Source organism: Neobacillus nitrireducens, from assembly GCF_030915405.1.
Taxonomy (GTDB): domain Bacteria; phylum Bacillota; class Bacilli; order Bacillales; family Cytobacillaceae; genus Neobacillus.
Genome location: NZ_CP133262.1, coordinates 2,404,559 through 2,427,391, shown reverse-complemented (window position 1 = coordinate 2,427,391; position 22,833 = coordinate 2,404,559). Strand labels below are relative to the sequence as shown.

22 protein-coding genes are annotated in these 22,833 nt (G+C 42.1%); 11 read left to right on the top strand and 11 right to left on the bottom strand.

Going from position 1 to position 22,833, the window contains the following annotated elements; translation table 11 throughout:
- Positions 1-11: 11 nt before the first annotated feature.
- The 7 genes from allB to RCG22_RS11710 all read left to right on the top strand — a co-directional run bounded on the left by allB (position 12) and on the right by RCG22_RS11710 (position 6,497).
- Complete coding sequence (gene allB, locus RCG22_RS11740) at positions 12-1,370, top strand: allantoinase AllB (protein WP_308106942.1); 1,359 nt, start codon at positions 12-14, stop codon at positions 1,368-1,370.
- Positions 1,371-1,387: 17 nt separating this feature from the next.
- Positions 1,388-2,638: a Zn-dependent hydrolase gene (locus RCG22_RS11735; protein ID WP_308106941.1), complete on the top strand. Its 1,251-nt coding sequence runs from the start codon at positions 1,388-1,390 to the stop codon at positions 2,636-2,638.
- Positions 2,635-3,897, top strand: a complete 1,263-nt coding sequence (locus RCG22_RS11730) for an ArgE/DapE family deacylase (protein ID WP_308106940.1) — start codon at positions 2,635-2,637, stop codon at positions 3,895-3,897. Before RCG22_RS11735 ends, RCG22_RS11730 begins: the two co-directional genes overlap by 4 nt.
- A 303-nt stretch (positions 3,898-4,200) precedes the next feature.
- A complete protein-coding gene (locus tag RCG22_RS11725) occupies positions 4,201-4,659 on the top strand; it encodes an SRPBCC family protein (RefSeq protein WP_308106939.1) in 459 nt (152 codons plus the stop codon).
- 97 nt (positions 4,660-4,756) lie between these two features.
- Positions 4,757-5,692, top strand: a complete 936-nt coding sequence (locus tag RCG22_RS11720) for a dipeptidase (RefSeq protein ID WP_308106938.1) — start codon at positions 4,757-4,759, stop codon at positions 5,690-5,692.
- Between the two features lie 78 nt (positions 5,693-5,770).
- Positions 5,771-6,001 carry an excisionase family DNA-binding protein gene (locus RCG22_RS11715; RefSeq protein WP_098260670.1) on the top strand — a complete coding sequence of 77 codons (231 nt, stop codon included), beginning with the start codon at positions 5,771-5,773 and terminating at the stop codon, positions 5,999-6,001.
- A gap of 121 nt (positions 6,002-6,122) precedes the next feature.
- On the top strand, positions 6,123-6,497 hold the full coding sequence (locus RCG22_RS11710; RefSeq protein ID WP_308106937.1) for a DUF488 domain-containing protein: 375 nt from the start codon (positions 6,123-6,125) through the stop codon (positions 6,495-6,497).
- A gap of 331 nt (positions 6,498-6,828) precedes the next feature.
- Here the strand turns inward: RCG22_RS11710 and RCG22_RS11705 are convergent, their stop codons facing one another.
- Entirely contained in the window at positions 6,829-7,647 is an 819-nt protein-coding gene (locus RCG22_RS11705) for a YitT family protein (protein WP_308106936.1), read from the bottom strand.
- A 110-nt stretch (positions 7,648-7,757) separates the two neighbouring features.
- Positions 7,758-8,405 (bottom strand): PAQR family membrane homeostasis protein TrhA, encoded by a 648-nt coding sequence (gene trhA / locus RCG22_RS11700; protein ID WP_308106935.1) that lies wholly within the window; start codon positions 8,403-8,405, stop codon positions 7,758-7,760.
- Between the two features lie 130 nt (positions 8,406-8,535).
- Between trhA and RCG22_RS11695 the strand changes: the two genes are divergently transcribed.
- Positions 8,536-9,126, top strand: coding sequence for a DUF1836 domain-containing protein (locus RCG22_RS11695; RefSeq protein WP_308106934.1), 591 nt, complete (start codon positions 8,536-8,538; stop codon positions 9,124-9,126).
- On the opposite strand, the gene RCG22_RS11690 is transcribed toward RCG22_RS11695, so the two are convergent.
- Positions 9,117-10,676 carry a glycosyl hydrolase family 28-related protein gene (locus RCG22_RS11690; RefSeq protein WP_308106933.1) on the bottom strand — a complete coding sequence of 520 codons (1,560 nt, stop codon included), beginning with the start codon at positions 10,674-10,676 and terminating at the stop codon, positions 9,117-9,119. The genes RCG22_RS11695 and RCG22_RS11690 overlap by 10 nt on opposite strands.
- 124 nt (positions 10,677-10,800) lie before the next feature.
- On the opposite strand from RCG22_RS11690, the gene RCG22_RS11685 reads away from it, so the two are divergent.
- Both RCG22_RS11685 and RCG22_RS11680 read left to right on the top strand, forming a co-directional pair.
- On the top strand, positions 10,801-11,451 hold the full coding sequence (locus RCG22_RS11685; RefSeq protein WP_308106932.1) for a glycosyltransferase: 651 nt from the start codon (positions 10,801-10,803) through the stop codon (positions 11,449-11,451).
- Positions 11,452-12,043: 592 nt separating this feature from the next.
- Positions 12,044-12,934: a hypothetical protein gene (locus RCG22_RS11680; RefSeq protein WP_308106931.1), complete on the top strand. Its 891-nt coding sequence runs from the start codon at positions 12,044-12,046 to the stop codon at positions 12,932-12,934.
- A 110-nt stretch (positions 12,935-13,044) separates the two neighbouring features.
- On the opposite strand, the gene RCG22_RS11675 is transcribed toward RCG22_RS11680, so the two are convergent.
- Positions 13,045-13,785: an RDD family protein gene (locus RCG22_RS11675; protein WP_308107141.1), complete on the bottom strand. Its 741-nt coding sequence runs from the start codon at positions 13,783-13,785 to the stop codon at positions 13,045-13,047.
- 163 nt (positions 13,786-13,948) lie between these two features.
- On the opposite strand from RCG22_RS11675, the gene RCG22_RS11670 reads away from it, so the two are divergent.
- Positions 13,949-14,263, top strand: coding sequence for a DUF3892 domain-containing protein (locus RCG22_RS11670; RefSeq protein ID WP_308106930.1), 315 nt, complete (start codon positions 13,949-13,951; stop codon positions 14,261-14,263).
- A gap of 42 nt (positions 14,264-14,305) precedes the next feature.
- Here RCG22_RS11670 and leuD read toward each other — a convergent pair whose 3' ends face one another.
- The 7 genes from leuD to ilvB all read right to left on the bottom strand — a co-directional run bounded on the left by leuD (position 14,306) and on the right by ilvB (position 22,399).
- The gene (gene leuD / locus RCG22_RS11665) at positions 14,306-14,887 is read right to left on the bottom strand and encodes a 3-isopropylmalate dehydratase small subunit (protein WP_308106929.1); all 582 of its coding nucleotides are present in this window, start codon (positions 14,885-14,887) and stop codon (positions 14,306-14,308) included.
- Between the two features lie 3 nt (positions 14,888-14,890).
- A complete protein-coding gene (gene leuC, locus RCG22_RS11660) occupies positions 14,891-16,312 on the bottom strand; it encodes a 3-isopropylmalate dehydratase large subunit (RefSeq protein ID WP_098260659.1) in 1,422 nt (473 codons plus the stop codon).
- Between the two features lie 109 nt (positions 16,313-16,421).
- Positions 16,422-17,528, bottom strand: coding sequence for a 3-isopropylmalate dehydrogenase (gene leuB / locus RCG22_RS11655; RefSeq protein WP_308106928.1), 1,107 nt, complete (start codon positions 17,526-17,528; stop codon positions 16,422-16,424).
- A 32-nt stretch (positions 17,529-17,560) separates the two neighbouring features.
- Positions 17,561-19,105 carry a 2-isopropylmalate synthase gene (locus RCG22_RS11650; protein ID WP_308106927.1) on the bottom strand — a complete coding sequence of 515 codons (1,545 nt, stop codon included), beginning with the start codon at positions 19,103-19,105 and terminating at the stop codon, positions 17,561-17,563.
- Positions 19,092-20,126 carry a ketol-acid reductoisomerase gene (gene ilvC, locus RCG22_RS11645; RefSeq protein WP_098260656.1) on the bottom strand — a complete coding sequence of 345 codons (1,035 nt, stop codon included), beginning with the start codon at positions 20,124-20,126 and terminating at the stop codon, positions 19,092-19,094. Before ilvC ends, RCG22_RS11650 begins: the two co-directional genes overlap by 14 nt.
- 27 nt (positions 20,127-20,153) lie before the next feature.
- Complete coding sequence (gene ilvN, locus RCG22_RS11640) at positions 20,154-20,675, bottom strand: acetolactate synthase small subunit (protein WP_308106926.1); 522 nt, start codon at positions 20,673-20,675, stop codon at positions 20,154-20,156.
- Positions 20,672-22,399 (bottom strand): biosynthetic-type acetolactate synthase large subunit, encoded by a 1,728-nt coding sequence (ilvB, locus tag RCG22_RS11635; RefSeq protein WP_308106925.1) that lies wholly within the window; start codon positions 22,397-22,399, stop codon positions 20,672-20,674. Before ilvB ends, ilvN begins: the two co-directional genes overlap by 4 nt.
- Positions 22,400-22,833: the final 434 nt, after the last annotated feature.

Genomic DNA, 22,833 nt, shown 5'->3' with positions numbered 1-22,833 from the left:
GGGTCATGAAATTGAATGAACTTTGGGTGAAGAATGGGCTAGTTTTTACCGACGAGGGCTTTCGAGAGGTAAACATTCGAGTCATTGAAGAGCGTATAGACTCTCTTGTGAAAAATGAAGGAGAGCCGTGGAAAGAGGAATCAGATACGATGATTGATGCAAGCGGCTGCCTGGTGGTTCCTGGCTTTATTGATGCCCATGTCCATTTCAATGACCCGGGCAGAACCGATTGGGAAGGAATCGAGACAGGAAGCCGTGCTGCGGCTATTGGCGGGACTACAACTATTTTTGACATGCCGCTGAATTGTGCTCCCTCAGTTACTAATTTTAAGAGTTTGCAAGATAAAAAGAAGTATTTAACAACCATGTCATCTATCGATTATGCGCTTTGGGGAGGAATGACAGACACGAACATCAAGAACCGCCATGATCTCTCGCAAATGAGTGAGGGCATCATTGGCTGGAAGGCGTTCATGAGTGAAAGCGGGATTGAGGATTTCAAGTTTGTATCGCCGGATGGGTTGAAACAAGCGATGAAGGCTGCAAAGGAGCATGGGAAAATTCTTGCCCTCCATGCGGAATGGGATGAGGAGATTAATAAATTGACTGCTTTATATAAAAATAGGGCAGAGATGAATGAACGAAAGGCCTTTCTCGCGAGCAGGCCTATATCGACAGAAGAGAAAGCAGTATGTTATGCCCTAGAGCTTGCTGCAAACTATGGAACAGCCTTGCATTTTGTTCATATCAGTTCAGCGAAAGTAGTCGGACTTATCGAACAAGCTAAAAAAAGCGGAGTAGATGTTACGGTTGAAACCTGCCCGCATTATTTAATTTTTGATGAAAAGGATTTTTTAGAAAAAGGTGCCATTCTCAAATGTGCACCGCCATTAAGACCGCGCGAAGAGGTCGAAGGGCTCTGGGACTGTATTCAAAAAGGGTGGATTGATACGATTGGCTCTGATCATTCCCCGTGTCTTTATTCTATGAAAACAACCGATTCGATATGGGATGCCTGGGGTGGGATTCAAGGCGTTCAATATACGTGGCTTTCGCTTCTTGATGAAGCCCTTAAGCGGGGAATAGACCTAGGTGAAATTTTACAATTAGGGACATCAAATGTAGCTGAACGGTTTGGTATTGCTAATCGAAAAGGTCAAATCCGTCCAGGCTTAGATGCGGACTTAGTGTTGATACGCTTAGATGAATCAACGGTTGCTGATAAACAGTCATTGGCTTTTCGAAATGCATACTCACCCTATGAAAATAAGGAGTTTTTGCTCAGGATAAAAAAAACTATTTTACGAGGAAAGGTCATTTATGATGATCAATTCGGGGTGATGAAGGAGAAATTAGGTGTCTGCCTTTAAGCAAGGGAGGGCGAGTGATGAAGCAGTTCCCTAATAATTTGGCTGAAGCCATTGAGTGGCTCAGTTCGATTGGCGCAGTAAGTAAAGGCGGAGTGACTCGGCTCCTCTATTCCAAACCTTGGAAAGAAGCGCAGCAAGCATTACGGGAATGGATGGAGCTGCTCGGGCTTGAGACAAAGTTCGATTCCATTGGAAACCTATTTGGACGACTGCCGACTGTAAGTCCAGAGGCTCCAACAATCCTTGTTGGGTCTCATGTTGATACAGTGGCTTCCGGGGGTAAGTACGATGGTGCCTATGGAATTATTGCTGCCGTCCTAGCTTTAAGCCATCTAAAAAAAGAGTATGGCCAGCCGTTGCTAAATCTCGAAGTGGTTTCGTTTTGTGAAGAGGAGGGTAGCCGTTTTCCGATTGCCTGCTCGGGGTCAGGGCTGGTGACAGGAACCTATTCTTTTACCGATTTAATCGGTGTGAGGGATTCGGATGGAATGGGCTTTGAAACTGCGATGAAAGAGGCAGGTTTTGGGCTTGAAGCTGATAATTACACGGTCCGTAACGATATTCATGCATTCATTGAATTACATATCGAACAAGGACCCAGCCTTGAAAAACTAGCGAAGTCGATTGGCATTGTTCAAACCATTATTGGTCAAAAACGCTTTCGAATCACAGTAAAAGGCGAACCCAATCATGCTGGTACAACACTAATGAAATGGCGAAAAGATGCCTTGCGTGGCGGGGTGTTAATGATTCATGAATTATATGAACTGGTTCAAGAATATGATGAAGATTTGGTCACGACGGTGGGTCAGCTGTTTGTAGAGCCGAATGTTTCAAATGTCATACCTGGTCAAATCGTTTTTACAGTCGATGCCAGGCATCCAGTCGAGTCTGTTTTAAGCTCCTTTTGTGAACGATTTACCAGTCGATTTCTTGAGATTGCCGCATCAGCGGGGCTAGAGATGGAGATGGAAAAATGGCATGAGGTTCTTCCAGTTCAAATGGATCCAAGCCTAAATGAAAGGATAGAGACGATTTGCGTAAAGGAAAAGGTCACCTATCATGTGATGAACAGCGGGGCGGGGCATGATGCTCAGTTGTTTGCTCAAATTTGTCCAACTACTTTGATTTTTGTCCCAAGCCAGGGAGGAATCAGCCATTCACCATTGGAATATACATCCCCCGCCGACTTAGATAAGGGTCTTGAAGTACTAATCCAATTATTACATCAACTAGCGTATCCACAGCAAAAAGGAGGAGCATTATGAATCAGGATAAGGAAAGGTTGGTCCGGTGGATTGAAGAACACCAAATTGAAATGATTGATTTTTTAAAAAGGATCGTGCAAGTTCCGTCGGATAACCCGGCAGGTGACTGTTACCCGATTGCTGCATTTTTACAGGAACAGCTTCAAGAACTCGGCTTTGAGGAGGTTTCGTTATTAGAGGTAGACCAGGAAGAAGTAAATGCCGCTGGAATGATTAGTTTGGCTAACGTCCTTAGTAGGACCGAGTTTGGGAACGGAGAAGGAACGTGCGTCGCCTTAAATGCACATGGTGATGTGGTGCCACCGGGGCTAGGCTGGAGTGTCGACCCATACGGCGGGGAAATTATTAATGGAAAGATGTATGGGCGTGGTGTGGCTGTTTCCAAATCAGATATTGCTGCCTATTCCTACGCCGTTTTAGCCTTGAAAGCTGCGGGAATTAGTCAACAGTTGCAAGGGAAAATCGACCTTGCGTTTACGTTTGATGAAGAAACAGGCGGAGAATTAGGCCCTAGGCGACTGCTTGAACAAGGATCTATAAGTCCTGATATGGCGATTGCGGCTGGCTTTACCTATTCAGCGGTTAATGCTCACAATGGCTGTTTACATTTTGAAGTGAGAACAACTGGGAAGTCTGCCCATGCCGCCCTGCCACATACAGGAATCGATGCGCTTGAGGCGACGACAAAGATATTAAATGGCCTATATGAATATCGTCAGACTCTCGCGGCTAAAAAATCTTCTGTGCCCGGGATTGACCATCCAACCTTGGTTATCGGACTAATTTCAGGTGGAATTAACACGAATGTCGTGCCCGATCAATGTACGATAAGGGTCGACCGAAGATTAATTCCAGGTGAAGATGGAGCACAAGCGGAAGCGGAATTTAGAAAAGTCGTTGAGGAAGCAGTTCAGGCAACCGAAGGAATTAAACTAGAAATTCGAAAAATCCTTCATGCAGAAAGCTTCGGACCTGTTCCGGAAAATTCCCCACTAATTGCCGCATTATCGTCGAATTGGCAGTCCATTATGAAGGGCAAGGGTGAATTAGCCATTAACGGAGTCCCAATCTATGCCGATGCCCGCCATTTTTATGAAAAAGGCATACCGACGATTATGTTTGGTGTCGGCCCAAAAAGGCTTGAAGATGCCAATGGGCACCGGGCTGATGAAAATATTCGTTTAGAGGATTTAATCGATGCCACCAAAATAATTGCTTGTACACTTTATGATTTGCTTGGGGAGGGAAGGGTTAACTAATAGTAGTAAGTTAATTTTATGGAAAAGGGAGTAGATTTTACGAAAAGGGGAGTGAATTTTACAAAAAACGAAATTATTCTACGAAAAGGAGAATTAATTTTCCGATAAATGTAAAATAACTTCCAAATAAGGGAACGGTTATATAAATAGCAGCCAAGTGAATAAATAAGCCCATCAAAAGATTTGTTAAAACAACATGAGACTCGCCAATCAAACGGCGGGTTTCCTTTACTTTATTGGTCTATAATTGTATGAGGGATATCGGGTGAATTATAATGGTTATATCATCTCTAGGAGGTATTTATGAATAAACTATTTGTCGACCAAACGATTGAAATCAATGCTTCGGCTTCAAAGGTATGGGAGGTTCTTACGGTCAGTGAGTACAATAACCATTGGGCGACTGAATTTTCAAGCGGTGGACCACAGTTTCATCTCGACTCCACTTGGGAGCTTGGCAGTCCTGTTCTATGGAAAGGCGAGGATGGGACGGTCATAGTTGAAGGGAACGTGACAGCTAACGAACAAAATAAGATCCTCCGCTTTACAGTATTTGACGTTCGGAGCGCGGAAAAGGCACTTGTTACCGAAGAAGACGGGATTACCTTCCACTTGTCTGAGAAAAATGGAAAAACGACTCTGCATATTTTACAAGGAGATTTCTCTGTGATACCGGAAGGGAAGAAATATCGCGATTTAAGTGCGGAGATTTGGGACAAGGTGCTACCTAGTATCAAAAAAATGGCGGAAGCAGCTAATTAGTTTTTCCGTAAAACTTATATTCTTATTGGGCTAGGAAACTTATCACCCTAGCTCTCTTTGTTATGGTAAACTTTTGTTAAAAAGGAGTCCGCTGGATATGAAGATAATTGACCTACATTGTGATGCTCTAATGAAACTTCAAGAAGCTAAGGGGGCGTTGCGATACGCTGACGCACCTGAATTACAAACAAATAAGACTCGATTACAACTGGGCCAAATCAAGGTGCAGTGCTTTGCGATTTTTATCGAACCGGATATTAAAGGGGATCAGAAATTTCAGGTTGCGCTCGAGCAAGTTGATTATTTTTACAAGGAAGTGCTTGGTAAAAATCCGGATATGGTCCATATCAAGGACTGGGCGGATTTTGATGATTTAAAAATTGGTCAAATTGGGGCCATGCTGACGCTTGAAGGGGTGGACCCGATTGGCAATGATATAGCTAAGCTCCATATTCTTTACCAACTCGGGGTACGTTCTGTTGGTTTGACATGGAATCAAGCCAATCTTGCCGCAGATGGTGCTGGTGAACCGCGCGGCGCTGGGTTGACCCTTTTCGGTAAAGAAATTGTGGAGTTTAATAACGAGCATCAAATCTTGACCGATGTTTCCCATTTAAGCGACAAGGGGATTTGGGAAGTCATTGAATTAGCCAAGTATCCGATTGCGAGTCACTCGAATGCACGAGCACTCTGCAACCATTTGCGTAACTTAACAGATGAACAGGCGCAGGCGATGTTTGCTAAAGGCGGGTTGATTCATGTTGTCTACCATCCACCTTTTGTAAAAGAATCGGGCGAAGTAACGATTCCGGACCTTGTGAAACATATTGATCACTTTTGCGCATTAGGCGGGGTCAAACAGATTGGATTCGGCTCAGATTTGGATGGGATTGCAACCTTTATTACTAATTTGGAAGATGCCTCGAAAAGCCAAAATCTTATTAATGAGCTATTAAAATATTACAGTGAAGATGTTGTCCGCGGCTTTGCCTATCAAAACTTCTTGGACCATCGACCAGGGGTTGGACGATGAAGGTTTGAGAAAAGGGAATGAGCTTTGGAAAATTGCCGACAGTAAAGAAAAACGATTTTTTAAAGAGGAGTATATAAATTGTACATTACAGTAAAAGAGACAGCAGAATATTTATCGGTTCCAGAGGCTACCGTAAAAAGTCTAATCCAACAAAAGAAAATTCGCGCCCTATTTGATGGGGAAGAGTACCTAATCTACAAAGAACAATTCAGCACCCACCTAAAACAAATGGAAAAATACAAACAACTCATCGAAGAAATCCTAAACGAACCTATCCCAGAAAGCATCGACGTAAAGGATGAGGATTAATATTTAGAAGTTGGTGCCACTTAAATGGTGCCTGACACCATTCGTGGACAAATCCGTGGATTTGTCCATACGGGGTGGACGTAGTGGTGATGTGGTGCCTTACACCAATTGGAGGTTAAGTATGGAAAATATTTTTATGAAAAGGGTCTATGAGCCCTACGACGAATCGGATGGATGCCGTATTTTAATTGACCGCTTGTGGCCGAGGGGGATTTCGAAAGAAGCGGCGAAGCTTTCGTTTTGGCATAAAGACCTAGCTCCTAGCAACGAACTGCGGAAGTGGTTTTGTCATAAACCTGAGTTATTCGAAGAATTTCGTCACAGATATCTTGATGAACTTCGAACGGAAGAACAGAAGCAAGAATATATACGGCAAATCTTTGAAACGGCAGTGCAGGGCCCAGTAACGCTCTTATATGGAGCAAAGGACCCAGTACATAATCACGCATTGGTATTGATGGAGGAACTAGGCAGATTAGCTGAGATGGAACGATGAAATAGGAGTGATGTCCGGCGTACGGTGCCCGCGAAGGCTGAAAAAAATGGATAAACGGTAACCATAGGAAGTGGATGGTGCCCGTTAAGCGCAAAAAATCCCCTCCACGGTAACTTGTCAATGCGACTAATGCCCGTGAAGCATAAAAAATAACCTCCATGGTAACTAGTCCACACGACTAATGCCCGTGAAGCGCAAAAAATCGCCTCCACGGTAACTAGTCAATGCGACTAGTGCCCGTGAAGCATAAAAAATCGCCTCCACGGTAACTAGTCCACGCGACTAATGCCCACCAACCATAAAAATAAACCAAACGGGCTTCAGTCCTCTATTAATCTCTGCGGAAACGGCCCATTACTTCCATCGTCTGCATTATGTTTACAAAAGCTTTCGGATCTACCGTTCTAATCGCATGTTTTGTTTCATTTAATTCGTATTTGGTGATCACCGTAGTTAACACCTTTTTGGGCTTATGGGTGTATGCACCTTCTGCATCCGTTACCGTAACGCCACGAGCGTGCAAATGAATTAGTGCATCCGTCAGCTCCTCAAACTTTTCCGTCACAATCGTTAGCGTTAGCTTATTTTGATTCGTGTACACCATATCTACGGCACGGCCGGACACATAAATCGTAATGATTGTATAAAGAGTGATCCCCCATCCAAAAATCAGTCCGGAAGTCCCCACCACCAAAAAATTCATACAAATATTTAAAAAGCCCACCTGCAGGTTCCTTTTTTTCGCGAGGGTGAGACTAACAATATCCGTTCCGCCAGTCGAGCCTCCAATCCGAATGATAAGGCCAACTGCAATACCATAAAGAGCCCCTCCAATGATGGAAGAAAGAAGAATGTCTTTGCTAATGGCGTGAATGGGAATAAATTTCATACTCATTGATAAAACAAAAACAGCATAGCCTGTCAGCAAAATGAACTTTTTACCTAAGTATTTTACTCCTAATAGAAATAAAGGAATATTGATAAGCAAAATAATCGACCCTGTATTGACATCTAAAAAATGGTGAATAAAGAAGGCGATGCCTGTGACACCACCAGATGTTAGCTGATGAGGAATAAGGAAGGTGTTAAAGGCAAATCCGAATAACATAGAACAAAGTCCAATGACAATCATTTGAAAAAACAATCGCAACAATAATAACACCTCGATTATATTGTGGTGCTTTCATGGTGTTATTTTGTCCGAAGGGCAGGTAGTTTATTTTCAAAAAAAAACGCCCTTCAAATAAGGCGTTTTAAAAATTAAATAACATAAAGGAAAACGGTTAAAAAATGAGCCAAACTCCCAAGTAATATAAAGATATGAAAAATCTCATGGAATCCCATATATTTTGACTTTAAAAACTTAGGCTTTGCACCGTAAATGACCCCGCCAATGGTATAAAAAATTCCCCCAAGAATGAGTAAAAATAATCCAATCGGGTTTAAACTGCTAGTTAGCGGCGAGAAAACAAACACAATCATCCAGCCCATGGCTAAATACAGGGCAGTAGAAATCCAGCGCGGGCAATTAAACCAGACCATTTTAAAGACAACCCCGCTAATCGCAATCCCCGAGATAATCGAAAATAGAATGGCGCCTATTTTTCCGTTCAGGCTTATAAAACAAAAGGGTGTGTACGTACCGGCAATTAAAATGAAAATCATCGAATGGTCCAGCCTTCGTAAAAACGCAATGACTCGATCCTGAGCAATCACCATGTGATAGGTAGCCGATGCCGAATAAAGCAGAATCATGCTAACCCCGAAAATAATCACTGCAGTAATGGCAGTCGGTGAATGAGTCGTAGATGCCGCCTTGATAACCATCGCAAGAAGCCCGACAAAAGCTAAAACGGCACCGGCTAAATGGGTTAGTCCATTGATTGGTTCGCGAATATAATTGTTCATTTTAATTGCCTCCCAGCATTGCATGTAGTTTTGATAACTACTTATAATAATACCTATATATCATCATCTAGTCAATGCATATATCTTAAGGTATAATAAAAAAATAACGACAATGAACGGGGTTAAACGAATGGAAAATATCCAACAAATTATTGAGAAACTCGGCTTAGATGTAGGCTTAACTTTAGATGAGATTCCACAAATAGATTTATACATGGACCAAGTGATTCAGTTGTTTGAAAACAAATTCAACGAAACGAAGCGGAATGAAGACGACAAGGTTCTCACCAAAACAATGATTAACAACTATGCAAAAGGCAAACTCATTTTTCCAATCCAGAATAAGAAGTATTCAAAAAGGCACCTCATCCTAATGAGCTTGATTTACCAATTAAAAGGGGCACTTTCCATCAATGATATTAAAGTGACACTTCAAGGGATAAATCAAAAAATTATCCAAGAGGAGATGGAGTTAGAGTCCTTTTATTCTAGTTATCTGAATTTAACACGACAAAATGTCGAGGATTTTAAAGCCGACATTTCGGAAAGGGTAAAGGATGTGAATGAAGAGATTACTGAGGTTGAAAAAGGAAACTCAGCCGATCTTGAACAGGTGTTAATGATTTCCTCACTTGTTCATATGAGTAATTTATATCGGAAAGTCGCCGAAAAGTTGGTTGATGACATGACTGTAGAAAAAGAAGGAAAGCGTCACAAATAATTATTGACGCTTTTCGTATTTTTAATGGAAATATCTTCGACTCCTAAGCCGATATCAATCTGTTTTGGCGCGGAATTTCGGCTTATCACATCATTAATTTGAATAGAATCCGCTCGATTTTCGCCTCCGAAAATTTTAATATCACTTCCAGCCTTTCTAAAATCGCGAAAAGAAATATTATCCAAAACAATATTTCTGGCCCGATATTGTACAGCAATTACTGGGTAGCCTTTGTAGTCATAATCTGAATCACCAATTAAAGTAAAATGGTTAATCACAACATTTTTATAAGCGGAGATCACCATTCCACGCGGTGTAGAGTCTTTATATAACTCAGTAAAAACCGGAGCGAGGGCTACCAGATGGGTGGCGCAAATATTGTAGGCCGTTCGTGATTCAGGGTCTGTACTCTTGTGATGTCCGATATGACGGAAGTTAAACGAACGGTTATCGGTGACAGAAATATGTCCGACAATTTGTACATTGGAGGCGGCTGAGGAATTTTCGTGCCCTTTAATTTCCACCCCGCCAAAACACCGAGCTGAAGAATTATTGACAAGCAAAACATTCCTCGAACCGTCATCAATCTCAATCCCGTTCGAATTCGAAAAGCCCTTTCGGTGTGCACGTCCACTGGGGTCGCACATATGAGAGCGGGAGATGAAAATAAAATCACTGTGATGAGTGGTGATCCCATCGTCTCCGAAGCCATAGCCATTTAAGTTATCGAGCCAGACATACTTGCTGCCGCCCCGAGCCCGTAAGCCGTCACCTGCATAATTGTACAAAGTCGATGAGATATCAAAGCAGTGCAGCCCTGGATTTATCCCTTCAACATCCTTAACCCAGCCAAAGGTCACATTTGCATACGTTAAGCAGCTCGAATGATTTCCCCACGTACTTGTTTTCGCAGCATCGCCAAGCCTCTCTACATTCCATTCCAAACTTAGAGCACCGACAAATAAATGATGGTTCCCTCTCCAATGATTCGTGTTTGTGATCAGTCTGGTGCCTTTTTTAGCTGAATCATGAAGTTTTATGGTCGTTACACCTTTTCCCGCTCCAACCAGAATGGTCCATGACGGCAGCCGGATTTCCTTCGTAATAAATACTCCGGCGGGTACAACTATTTTCACTCGGCCAGTGCCAATCGCTTTTTTAAAAGAAAGGGTATTATCCGTTTTTCCATCGCCAATGGCCCCAAAGTCTACAACATTGACCTCTTTCATCACATTATTTACTAAATTAGTATATTCCGCATCTAATAGGCTCTTCCAATCCGGATAAATGTTCTCATCCGACCCCACTTTGATTTGAACTTGTTCACTGGAAAACGAACGAGTGGATAATGGTCGAAAAAAAGCCTCTGTCACTTTTTGATATAAAGACTTTGAAGGTGCAGAATGCAGGCTAAGACGAATCTCTTTTCTTCTAAATTGTTTAAATAGTGTTTCTGTTTCCTGCAGGGCACTTGTGATGTCTACCTGCTGGTCCGTTAATTGTTTAAGCAAGGCACCGTTTTTTCTAGGATCATGATATTTGTCTAGCAATCATTTCTCACCCCAATCATCAACATTCTTATTAAAAGTATTATGACACTTTTGGACGATAAATAATATTTACATTTTTGGGGGAAAATCTTTCTGAAATTACTTTGATAAAAGGAGATATTAATTGAAAAAATTAACTAAGAAATTCATCGTATTGCTTATGTCTATTGCCTTAATTTTACCTGCTATTAGCGTAAAGGCAACCCCGCCGCCACCTGTCCATGAGGAACCGGCACTGAGCGAGTCTGCCCACCAGTTAAAGTTTAACTTCAGAAGATTATGGATAGAACACGCCATTTGGACAAGAAGTTATATTGTTAGTGTGGAAGCAAATCTTCCAGACCAAAAAATTGTCCTTGCAAGACTTTTGAAAAACCAAGATGAAGTCGGAAATGCAATCAAACCATTTTACGGGAACGCGGCAGGAACAAAGCTTGCCCACTTGCTAAGAGAGCATATCCTTCTTGCAGGACAAGTGGTCGAAGCAGCTAAGGCCAATAATCAAGCCCAGTTGCAAAAGTACAATAGTGCATGGTACAAAAATGCGGATGATATTGCAGCATTTCTGAGCAGTATAAATCCAAATTGGAATAAAAATGTATTGAAGCAGCTACTACATGCACATTTAAAAATTGTGACAGATAGTGTGGTTTCAAGATTGAAAAAGGATTGGAACAGAGAAATTCGTGCTTTTGATGAAGGGGAAATCCACCTTATAAGAATAGCAGATGTCATATCCGATGGAATCATCAAACAGTTCCCGCAAAAATTTTAATTCGTTTCATAGTGGACAGCTTAAAAAAATACATGATTAAAAAAGGAACAACCTTAATTCTAACGGGTTCCGATACGGGGTTGGGGGTAAAAAGGTAAATTATAATAAGTCTTTAGCGTGAATTCACATCGGAATTCACGCTTTAATTTTACAGTAGAATACGCGTGTGAAATTATGTGCTACCTGTGAATTAGGGTATGGAAATGAAGATGAACCTTCGGACACACCTGTGTCTATTTAGCTTCCCGATGTCCGAAGCAGACCCGACTTCGGACACACCTGTGTTAATTTAGCTTCCCGATGTCCGAAGATTTTCTGATTTTATTTCTAAGCACGGTGTTTTTGAGTATGATTTTTAATGTGTTTTGACCTTAGTAATCAAATGCGTATTGATATGATAATTAGTCTTCTTGCACCTTAAAACGGAACCTGTTACCTTAATTTTGGCCCTTTTCAATGATTTGCGAACGGTAAGTTCTGAATCTTTTGTGAACTAACTGGTAGTGGTTCGTATAATAGAATTATTTAGTTTAGGATGTAATTAGGATAATTGTGAGTAAAATTTTTTATTTAAGAAGGGAGGATTTCACCCATGAAGAACCAAAAATCTATAAGTATACTGGTCCTTATTATAACCATTTTATCGATTATTGCGACGTCCTTCGCCATCTTTTCCAGTCAAGGACCGGGGGAGTATGAATATCAATCTATTTTCGGAGAAACCGTTTCAATTTACGGGAAGGGGCTCTACAAACATGACTCGGTATCAATGGCAGCGCAGGCAATCGCCCAGGATTATGTGACATTGTTTCTAGGTGTCCCATTACTAGTGTTTTCTCTGTATCTGTCTAGAAAAGGGTGGTTAAAGGGGTATTTGCTTCTCACAGGCACGTTGGGATATTTCTTATATACCTACGTCTCGTATTCATTTCTATCTATGTATAACTCCATGTTCCTCGTGTACGTAATCCTAATGTCAGCTAGCTTTTTTGCTTTTACGTTGGCAATGATGTCATTTGAAATCGCAAAATTACCGCTATTTTTCAAAGAAAAATTACCTGTGAAGTTAATTGGAGGCTTCCTATTGTTTGCTTCGTTTGTATTTGGAATGATGTGGCTTGCAAAAATTGTGCAGCCATTCATTAATCACAGCCCAACTGAAGGAATCGAGCACTATACTACACTCGTCATCCAAGCCTTAGACCTCGGTTTTGTTGTTCCTGTCGGCATTGTCGCGGGAATACTGCTCATTAGACGCATGCCATTTGGCTATCTACTCGCATCCGTGATCATCATCAAAGACATCACCTTGTTAACAGCCCTATCAGCAATGATTTTCCTCCAAATTCAGGCGGGCGTTGAAGTAAGTTCTATAGTTATGGCTTTCGTTCTGCTCCTAAATACCATTGTTATATATCTTATGTTTTTAATCTTGAAAAACGTAAAAGAGGTGTCAGGCACCGCAATATCTTATGAGATGTAAATTAGAGTATAAAGTCAGTTGGAAGCCCTTCCAATTTATTTCAGGAAGGGCCAGTTTTTATAAAAAAGAAGGAGGAAGCTGCCTATGTTCATTTTTTCACATAATCAAGACTAGATAAATATCCCTGCAATGGATAGCGCAATCGGAAAAATACTTACGAAAAGAATCCGTGATACATGAACTTGACCATATAAGACAACTGTCCCGATTTGTCGATCCCAAGTTGATTTTCCATTCTTTCTAAGATCAAAATAAGAAAAATAAGAGCAAATGAAGTTAACCAATGGGATCCCAAATCCCATCCCAAATGCCGTCACTAAAATACTTCGTTTAAGTGCCATGATAAAATTGATTGGCTCTCCAGTCATCGTTCTTAATCGTGCATTGAGGATTGATTTCCCTAAGGTGTTCCCAAAGATGGAGAGGATAATAGCCTCTACTAAAATATAGAGGATTAAGCTTAGGATAAAAATAAAGATGGGTGATGATTTTACCACAAATTTTGGTGAGAAGATGGATACTAGTGTGATAAGAAATAAGGAAAATAAGGAAAGATCGAACAGTCTGGCAATGTAACGAACAAAGGGTCTTCCATTCGGAAATGTTTCCTTTTGTTGTTCCTTCCATCGATCCGCTAAATTTTCTTGTGGTTGTTCTGCATAATCCAACAAAAAGAAGTCTTCTGAAAAATAAGGATGGCTCTTCGCCATTTGCCAGCATTTCATTTCTTTTGACCAAATAAATGTTTCCCCTGACAAAACGCCTTGTTCAAACATTTTCTTCAGTTCAAACAACCCCACAGGCCCCTGTTGATGATGATCTCGAATATAAAACCATGCATTTCCCACCATTGGTTCCAATTGATCGCCCCCTCAATTAGGTAAATTATACCACGTAAGAATATTTGAAGTTTTTTCCAATATTGATCAAATTTGAAGAATTTTCGACACTTTTCTAAGTGGGGATAATTTTAAAAAAAAGAAAAATACTAACAAATGTTCGGAGGTGGAAGCGATGGAAGACAAAGATTATCAAAAAATATATGAAGAATATAAGCAAGAAAGTCAACAGCAGGCCCAAGTGGAAGCAGCTCAGAGCAACCCTGATGGAAAAGAGGAGTTCGTGTCGGTTAGGAAGAACCAAGACGGAGACCTTATTGCTTTTAAAACGAGTACAGGACGCGAGTTGGATTATGTTATGGCTTTAAATGAAGCTAAGGCAGGCAGGATTGCTCATGTGGATGTTTTCCACAAATATGGCCGTGACATTATCCGAAGCGAACCGGATGGTATCAAAGAGAATAATCTAGACCACTTACCTGAATTTTAACCGTAATAAAAAATGAGCCTGGATATCCAAGCTCATTTTTTGTTATTTACTTAGTTCATATTGTGAAATCTTATCCACGTAGGTTAAGGTAACCCCAATCTCATCCCAGCCATTTATCAGCATGACTTTCGGGTAGGGGGCAATGTCGAATGAAACTTTGAAGCCCTCGTTATCATAAATCACTTGATTTTCAAGGTCGACGGTTAATTGATACTCTTCGGATTCAGCTTTTCTAATGATGTACTGAACTTGGTCCTCACTTATCTGAATCGGGAGAATCCCATTTTTTACGCAATTGTTTTTAAAAATATCTGCATAACTTGGGGCAATGACAATTTTAAAGCCAAAATCTTGAACGGCCCATGGAGCGTGCTCACGTGAGGAGCCGCAGCCAAAGTTTTCACCGGCAACTAAAATGGAGGCGCCTCTATATTTTGGATTATTCAGCGAAAAATCAGGACGAAGATTTCCTTCATCATCAAAACGCCAGTGATAAAACAGGAATTGTCCGAAACCACTGCGTTCAATCCGCTTTAAAAACTGCTTGGGGATAATTTGGTCCGTATCAATGTTCGACCGATTTAATGGGTAAACAAGGCCTTGATGAATTTTTAACGGTTCCATAAACTATCTAACCTCCTGTGTTGCAGAGAATTGGCGAACATCGACGAAGTGACCCGCCACAGCAGCAGCGGCTGCCATTTCAGGACTAACAAGATGGGTTCTAGCCCCGTTCCCTTGACGTCCTTCAAAATTCCGATTGGAAGTAGATGCACAACGTTCACCAGAAGGGACGATATCATCATTCATCGCTAGGCACATACTGCATCCCGCTTCACGCCATTCAAATCCTGCTTCGGTAAAGACCTTATCAAGTCCTTCTTTTTCTGCCGCAAGCTTCACGCTAAATGAACCCGGAACAACGATTGCTGTAACCGTAGGGCTGACCTTTTTCCCGCGGACAACCTCAGCTGCACTTCGTAGATCACTTAAACGAGAATTAGTACAAGAACCGATGAAAACATGGTCAATTTTCACACTTGAGATCGGCTGATCTGCTTCAAGGCCCATGTATTCAAGCGCACGTTTAATTTCGTCCTTTTCACTAGGTTTCTCAGTTTCGTCTGGATTTGGAACATTAGCCGTAATTGGAATACACATTCCAGGATTTGTTCCCCAGGTTACCTGTGGTTCCACTTCTGCTGCTTCAATTTCAACGACATGGTCATAGGCGGCACCTTCATCGGTAGCAAGAGCTTTCCACTCCGCAATCGCTTCTTCAAATGCTTCCCCTTGAGGGACATGGCGTCTGCCACGCAGGTATTCAAAAGTCGTTTCATCTGGAGTGATAAGCCCGGCTCTTGCACCTGCTTCAATCGACATGTTACAAACGGTCATCCGCTCTTCCATTGAAAGGGAACGGATGGCTTCACCTGTGTACTCCATCACATAACCTGTTCCAAATTGGACACCAAATTTTCCAATGATGGCAAGGATTAAGTCTTTCGCTGTTACACCCGTACCAAGCTTTCCATTGACTTTGACATTTAACGTTTTTGGCGGTGCCTGCCAAAGGGTTTGGGTTGCAAGAACATGCTCGACCTCGCTTGTACCAATCCCAAAAGCTAGTGAACCGAATGCACCATGTGTCGAAGTATGACTATCACCGCACACAATGGTTTTACCTGGCTGGGTAAGCCCGAGTTCAGGTCCGATTACATGGACAATTCCGTTATCCGGATGATGAATGTCAGCGAGTGTAACCCCGAATTCCTGACAATTCACTTGTAAAGTATCGATTTGTTTTTTGGAAATTGGGTCATTGATCACTAGACGCTGGCGGGTTGGAACATTATGATCCATTGTTGCATAAGTTAAATCCGGGCGCCGCACTTTACGCCCATTCATTCGTAAGCCCTCAAATGCCTGAGGAGAGGTTACTTCGTGAACAAGGTGTAAATCAATATATAATAAATCGGGCTTTCCTTCTTCTTGATGTACAACATGCTTTTCCCAAATTTTTTGGATAATATTTTTTGGTGTATGCATAGCGTCCTTCCTCACATAATGAATTTATTAATAGAGTTTTACCTATTTTAGATAAATTTAGGGGTAAACCGCCCAATTGACGATTTACCCACCGAATCAATCAATCATTTTAAAAATAACAACTGGCGATACATTTTGAGGCGTTTTGTGATTTGATATAATCTGCAATCAGTTTTGTCATTTCAGCTGTTCCAACTAGACGGCCTTCTGGAACTTGAATGTCGCCTGTATGGAAACCAGCATCTAAAACTGCTTGAACCGCATCCTCAATCACTTTTGCTTCGTCATTCAGTTGAAAGGAATAGCGAAGCATCAGTGCTGCTGATAAAATCATTGCAACAGGATTAGCCACACCTTTACCGGCGATGTCTGGGGCAGAACCGTGAACCGGTTCATAAAGGCCGACCCCATTCTCATTTAAGCTGGCAGAAGGGAGCATACCAAGTGATCCTGTAATAACAGAAGCTTCATCGCTTAAGATGTCGCCGAATAAATTCTCGGTAACGATTACGTCGAATTGGGTTGGGTTCGTGATTAATTTCATTGCTGCAGCATCGACTAATACATGTTCAACCGATACGTCTGGATACTGAGCCTTTTTCTCTTCGACAATTTCTCGCCATAGCTTACTAGATTCAAGCACATTCGCTTTATCAACCGAAGTTAGAAGACCGCGCCGTTGCTGAGCTGCTTGAAAGCCTTTATCAACAATTCTCTCGATCTCTTGACGGGAATACACAAGTGTGTCAACAACGGAGTTTCCGTTATCACGGCGTTCACTAGGTGTTCCGAAATAGAGGCCGCCCGTTAATTCACGTACAATAAGGAGGTCGCTGCCAGAAACTACTTCTTCCTTTAAGGGTGATGCATGGAGAAGGTTTTTAAATCCTTTGATTGGCCTTAAATTTGCATATAGATCAAGTGCCTTTCGGATTCCAAGCAAGCCACGTTCAGGACGTATGTGGGAGGGATTGTTATCCCATTTTGGCCCGCCAACAGCACCCAGCAATACCGCATCCGCTTGCTTACATGCATCTACGGTTGTTTCAGGAAGTGGTGTGCCATAAAGGTCAATGGCTGCTCCTCCGATTTCATGGCTTTCAAAACTAAATGTATGATTGTATTCTTCAGCAATTGCATTTAACACGTCTTTCGCAGAATTAATAACTTCCTTGCCAATACCATCACCGGGAAGTAAGACAATACGTTTTTTCATTAGAAGCAACCTCCTCATTTTTTGTTTGTTTTTTATAATGCTGCAGTTTCTTTGACTGCGGTATTTTGATTAAAAAATACACGATTCACAGCGTTCAAGAATGACTTTGCGGAAGCTTCCAGTACATCCTGAGCTGAGCCGCGACCGGTTACAGGTGTGCCGTTCACGGTCATTTTCACATGGACCTCTGCCAGTGCATCTCGTCCTTGACCGATCGAACTTAATCTAAAATCGGTAAGATGGATTTCTTCTTTAATCAATGCTTCTAAGGTGTTCATCAAGGCTTCTACACTACCAGAACCAGTACGGGCGGTTTCTACTCGAATACCTTCCGGTGTCGTTAATGCCACAGTGGCTGTTGGCAAGTTCGCTGATCCGTAGTGGACTTGAAAGGCAACCAGTTCATATTTTTTAATATCAACGGCTGTCGTTTGAATATCGGTTAAGATAGCAAAGAGATCCTCATCGGTAACTTCTTTCTTCCGGTCGGTTAATTGTTTAAAAGCAGTGAACGCTTCAGCCAGTTTTTCATCCGAAAGTTCAAAGCCCATTTGCTCAATTTTATCTTTGAAAGCATGGCGGCCGGAATGTTTGCCGAGAACTAAATCATTGGATTTGACCCCGACTAATTCAGGGGTAATAATTTCATAGGTTAACGTATTTTTTAAGACGCCATCCTGATGGATCCCTGATTCATGCGCGAAGGCGTTTTTTCCAACGACTGCTTTATTAGGAGGAACGAGCATGCCAGTAAAGCGGCTGACAAGGTCACTGGTACGCTTAATTTCTTTCAACACGAGATTGGTAGTATATGGGTACTTATCCTTGCGAATATTTAAGGCAACAGCTATTTCCTCTAAGGAAGCATTACCGGCACGTTCTCCAATTCCGTTAATGGTACCTTCGACTTGGGTTACGCCGTTTTCGATGGCAGCTAGTGAATTGGCAACAGCCATCCCTAAGTCATCATGACAGTGGCAAGATAGGGCAGCTTTGTGTATATTAGGCACGTTTTCTCGGATATAGCGGAACATGCGTCCATATTCTTCCGGTGTGGTATACCCGACCGTATCAGGCAGATTAATGACTGTCGCACCGGCATCGATGACCTTGGTAATAATTTGAACAAGGAAATCAAGGTCCGAGCGAGATGCATCTTCAGCTGACCATTCAATATGAGGGAAGTTTCGTTTTGCGTAGGAAACCATATCTACGGCAATTTGTGTGACTTCCTCAGGTGTTTTCATTAGTTTATACTGCATATGGATAGGGGAGGTTGCAAGGAAAACATGCAACCTTGGTTCTGCAGCATCTTTTAACGCATCCCACGCAATGTCAATGTCCGATTTCGTCGCTCTTGCCAGGCCTGTGACTGATACATTTTTAATATTCCGGGCGATTGCTCTTACTGCTTCAAAATCACCTTGGGAGGAAGCCGGGAAACCGGCCTCCATAATATCAACACCAAACCGTTCAAGTTGTCTTGCGATTTCTAATTTTTCAAGCTGGTTTAAATTCACACCAGGGGACTGTTCGCCATCGCGTAATGTCGTATCGAAGATGTTAACGTGAACCATTTACCACCACTTCCTTCTTTGCATTTACTGGTTTGTTTTTAATAAACGGCATTAATGCACGAAGCTCACGGCCAACTTGTTCAATTTGGTGATTGTTTTCAGCACGATTAATGGCGTTAAATTGTGGGCGGTTTGCTTGGTTTTCAAGGATCCAGCCTTTTGCAAACACTCCAGTTTGGATATCTGTTAATACGTCTTTCATACGAGCTTTTGTATCCGCATTTACGACACGTGGTCCTGAAACGAAATCTCCCCATTGTGCAGTATCGGAAATGGAATAACGCATATTTTCAAAGCCACCTTCATATAAAAGGTCTACGATTAGTTTTAATTCATGTAAACACTCAAAGTAGGCAACTTCAGGCTGATAACCAGCTTCAACAAGAGTTTCAAATCCTGCTTTGATAAGGGCTGTCGTACCACCGCAAAGGACAGCTTGTTCTCCGAAAAGATCTGTTTCTGTTTCTTCTTGGAAGGAAGTTTCTAGAACTCCCGCACGAGCAGCACCAATTCCTTTTGCGTAGGCAAGGGCAAGGTCACGTGCTTGACCAGTAGCATCTTGATACACTGCATAAAGGGCAGGAACACCAGCACCTTCAGTATACGTACGACGTACTAAATGCCCTGGTCCTTTTGGTGCTACAAGGAATACATCTACATCAGCAGGAGGGACAATTTGGTTAAAATGAACATTGAAGCCGTGCGCAAAAACAAGAGAATTACCTGCTTCAAGGTTTGGTTCAATGCTTTCTTTGTAAACTTTTGGCTGCATTTCATCAGGAAGAAGAACCATTACTACATCAGCTTCAGCGGTTGCTTCAGCAACAGTGCGAACATCAACACCATCTTCAACTGCTTTATCCCATGATTTTCCTCCACGCAAGCCAACAACAACATCAAAGCCGCTTTCTTTTAAATTTAGAGCATGTGCATGACCTTGGGAACCATAGCCAATTACTGCGATTTTCTTTCCTTTTAAAACCTCTTCTTGAATATCTCCGTTATATAGTACTTTTGCCATTATCGATCATCCTTTCAAGGTAAGTTATTATTTTAATAGGGTGTGTTGAGCTAGTTCGTTTACTTGCGGTTGGTGCCCACGCAATAGCGCGGTCAACCCTGTTCTGGCAATCTCTTTAATTCCATAAGGGCGAAGCAATTCTAGTAAAGCATCGATTTTTTCAGGTTTGCCGGTAATTTGAATAGCTAAGCTTTCCTTGCTTACATCAATAACGATGGCACGGAATGGGTCGATAATTCCGTTAATCTCACTGCGAAGCTGGCTGCTGCTGGCTACTTTAATCAAGGCCAATTCGCGGACAACGACTGCTTTATCCGTAATATCAGAAACTTTTAAAACATCAATCTGTTTATTAAGCTGCTTTGTTACTTGTTCGAGACGCTGTTCATCTTCAATCTCGACAACCAGGGTCATTCTTGAAACACCTTCCGTTTCTGTTGGACCAACGGAGATACTTTCAATATTGAATTGACGCCTTTGCAATAGTCCTGTTACGCGGTTGAGTACACCTGCTCGGTCCTGAACGGTTGCAGTTATAATGCGTTTCATGGTTTCACCCCTATCATTTCATGAATCCCTTTGCCAGGGGCAATCATTGGAAAGACTTTTTCCTGTTGAAGAACACGTGCATCCACTAGGACAGGACCATTATGGGCGAATACTTCAGGAAGAATCGTGATCAGTTCCTCTTGATTGTTCACCTGATAGCCACGAATGGAATAACTTTCTGCCAATTTAACAAAATTCGGTTGAGTGTGAAGAATCGATTCAGATATGCGGTTACCATGCAATAGCTCTTGCCACTGGCGAACCATTCCGAGTGCACCATTGTTGACGATGATGATTTTTACTGGAAGATTTCTTTCATAAACAATCGATAATTCTTGAAGTGTCATTTGGAAACCGCCATCCCCAACAATCGCAACGACCGTGCTGTCTGGTTCAGCAATTTGTGCCCCAATCGCAGCAGGGAAGCCAAAGCCCATTGTTCCAAGTCCGCCAGAAGTAATCCAACGGTGCGGCTCTTTAAAGGTGTAATACTGTGCTGCCCACATTTGGTGCTGGCCAACATCGGTTGCAACGATGGCGTCACCGTTTGTTACTTTATGGACTGCTTCAATGACCCATTGCGGACACATTCCGTTTGGATCATGTTTATACCAAAGTGGATACTCCTGCTTGTTTTGGCCCAGTTTTACCAGCCATTCAGCGGAATTGGGTGATTCAATTTCTTGATCAAGCAATTCAGTAAGCGCCTCTTTTGTATCAGAAACAATTGGGAGACTTGTTGGAACATTTTTACCAATTTCGGCTGGATCGATGTCAATATGGGCAACCTTCGCAAAAGGTGCAAAGTGTTTAAGGTTACCTGTTAGTCTGTCATCGAAGCGGGCTCCAAAGTTGATAAGCAGGTCACATTCATAAATAGCCATGTTCGCTGCATAGGTTCCGTGCATTCCACCCATTCCTAACGAAAGGGGATGATCTGCCGGAAAAGTACCTAGTCCAAGTAATGTTGTGACCACTGGAATTTGGTATTTTTCTGCCAAAGCAGTTAGTTCAGCAGACGCTTTCCCATGGAGAACTCCTGCGCCTGAAAGAATGACAGGCTTGATCGCCTTTGAAATCGAATCGGCAAGCTTTTTAATTTGTAATGGATTTGGCTTTGTTGTTGGCTGGTATCCAGGTAAATTAATGCTCGCTTCTTCAGGTTCTGCAGTTAAAAACCCTGCAGAAATATCTTTAGGAACATCGACTAAGACTGGTCCAGGTCGTCCGGTAGAAGCGATATGGAATGCTTCCTTGACGATGCGTGGTAAGTCCTCGATCGATTGTACCTGATAATTATGTTTGGTGATTGGTGTGGTAATCGCCATAACATCCGCTTCTTGGAAGGCATCTGTTCCAATCACGCTTCGTGCAACCTGCCCGGTAAATATAACGAGAGGCAGGGAATCCATCATTGCATCCGTGATCCCAGTTACAAGGTTGGTTGCTCCGGGTCCTGAGGTAGCAATGACAACACCAGGTTTTCCGGTAACTCGGGCATACCCTTCAGCAGCATGGATCATTCCTTGTTCATGTCGGAAGAGAATATGCTCGATTGTACCCTGGGCGCGATAAATGGCATCGTATATTGGAAGGACGGCACCACCGGGATATCCAAACAGTGTTTCCACACCTTCTTTTTTCAATAAATCGATGAGAAGGTCTGCACCGGTCTTTGGCTCGGTACTAGTTTGGACCTCAAGCTTTTTTGCTTCTACTTTCACGTCGTAATCCCTCCTTAGGGTTATGAATATATTAAAGATTCAGCTAATACATAGTAAAAAGGCCCAATCTCCCTAATAAACTGCAGTCAAGAACCTCAAAAGCAGAATAATCGGGGAGAAAAGGCCTTTCTTTTTTCTCGGTACCACCCGTTTTTACAGTATCCTTACGAATACTGCCTTATGAAGCGAACTACTAAAGGTAAGAACGCTTCTTTTTGTAACAGGTGCCTAAAAGTATTTGGACACCCGGTTGAGCCTACTAAAGTCGGGACTGTTCGGCTCAACACTCAGGGATGATGTCGGAATAAGTTGTATTACTGGGCTTCCAGCAACCCCAGCTCTCTGAAAATACGAAATCTTATTCCTTTATTCCCGTCATCGATTTATGAATATTTTTTTGTCAAATGACTATCATTTAACGCTAGTACCTTAGC

Excerpts from the sequence above, each read along its gene's own strand:
- RCG22_RS11735 (WP_308106941.1), top strand. The coding sequence starts at position 1,388 with ATGAAGCAGTTCCCTAATAATTTGGCTGAAGCCATTGAGTGGCTCAGT.
- RCG22_RS11730 (WP_308106940.1), top strand. The coding sequence starts at position 2,635 with ATGAATCAGGATAAGGAAAGGTTGGTCCGGTGGATTGAAGAACACCAA.
- RCG22_RS11725 (WP_308106939.1), top strand. The coding sequence starts at position 4,201 with ATGAATAAACTATTTGTCGACCAAACGATTGAAATCAATGCTTCGGCT.
- RCG22_RS11720 (WP_308106938.1), top strand. The coding sequence starts at position 4,757 with ATGAAGATAATTGACCTACATTGTGATGCTCTAATGAAACTTCAAGAA.
- RCG22_RS11710 (WP_308106937.1), top strand. The coding sequence starts at position 6,123 with ATGGAAAATATTTTTATGAAAAGGGTCTATGAGCCCTACGACGAATCG.
- trhA (WP_308106935.1), bottom strand. The coding sequence starts at position 8,405 with ATGAACAATTATATTCGCGAACCAATCAATGGACTAACCCATTTAGCC.
- RCG22_RS11695 (WP_308106934.1), top strand. The coding sequence starts at position 8,536 with ATGGAAAATATCCAACAAATTATTGAGAAACTCGGCTTAGATGTAGGC.
- RCG22_RS11680 (WP_308106931.1), top strand. The coding sequence starts at position 12,044 with ATGAAGAACCAAAAATCTATAAGTATACTGGTCCTTATTATAACCATT.
- RCG22_RS11675 (WP_308107141.1), bottom strand. The coding sequence starts at position 13,785 with ATGGTGGGAAATGCATGGTTTTATATTCGAGATCATCATCAACAGGGG.
- RCG22_RS11670 (WP_308106930.1), top strand. The coding sequence starts at position 13,949 with ATGGAAGACAAAGATTATCAAAAAATATATGAAGAATATAAGCAAGAA.
- leuD (WP_308106929.1), bottom strand. The coding sequence starts at position 14,887 with ATGGAACCGTTAAAAATTCATCAAGGCCTTGTTTACCCATTAAATCGG.
- leuC (WP_098260659.1), bottom strand. The coding sequence starts at position 16,312 with ATGCATACACCAAAAAATATTATCCAAAAAATTTGGGAAAAGCATGTT.
- leuB (WP_308106928.1), bottom strand. The coding sequence starts at position 17,528 with ATGAAAAAACGTATTGTCTTACTTCCCGGTGATGGTATTGGCAAGGAA.
- RCG22_RS11650 (WP_308106927.1), bottom strand. The coding sequence starts at position 19,105 with ATGGTTCACGTTAACATCTTCGATACGACATTACGCGATGGCGAACAG.
- ilvC (WP_098260656.1), bottom strand. The coding sequence starts at position 20,126 with ATGGCAAAAGTACTATATAACGGAGATATTCAAGAAGAGGTTTTAAAA.
- ilvN (WP_308106926.1), bottom strand. The coding sequence starts at position 20,675 with ATGAAACGCATTATAACTGCAACCGTTCAGGACCGAGCAGGTGTACTC.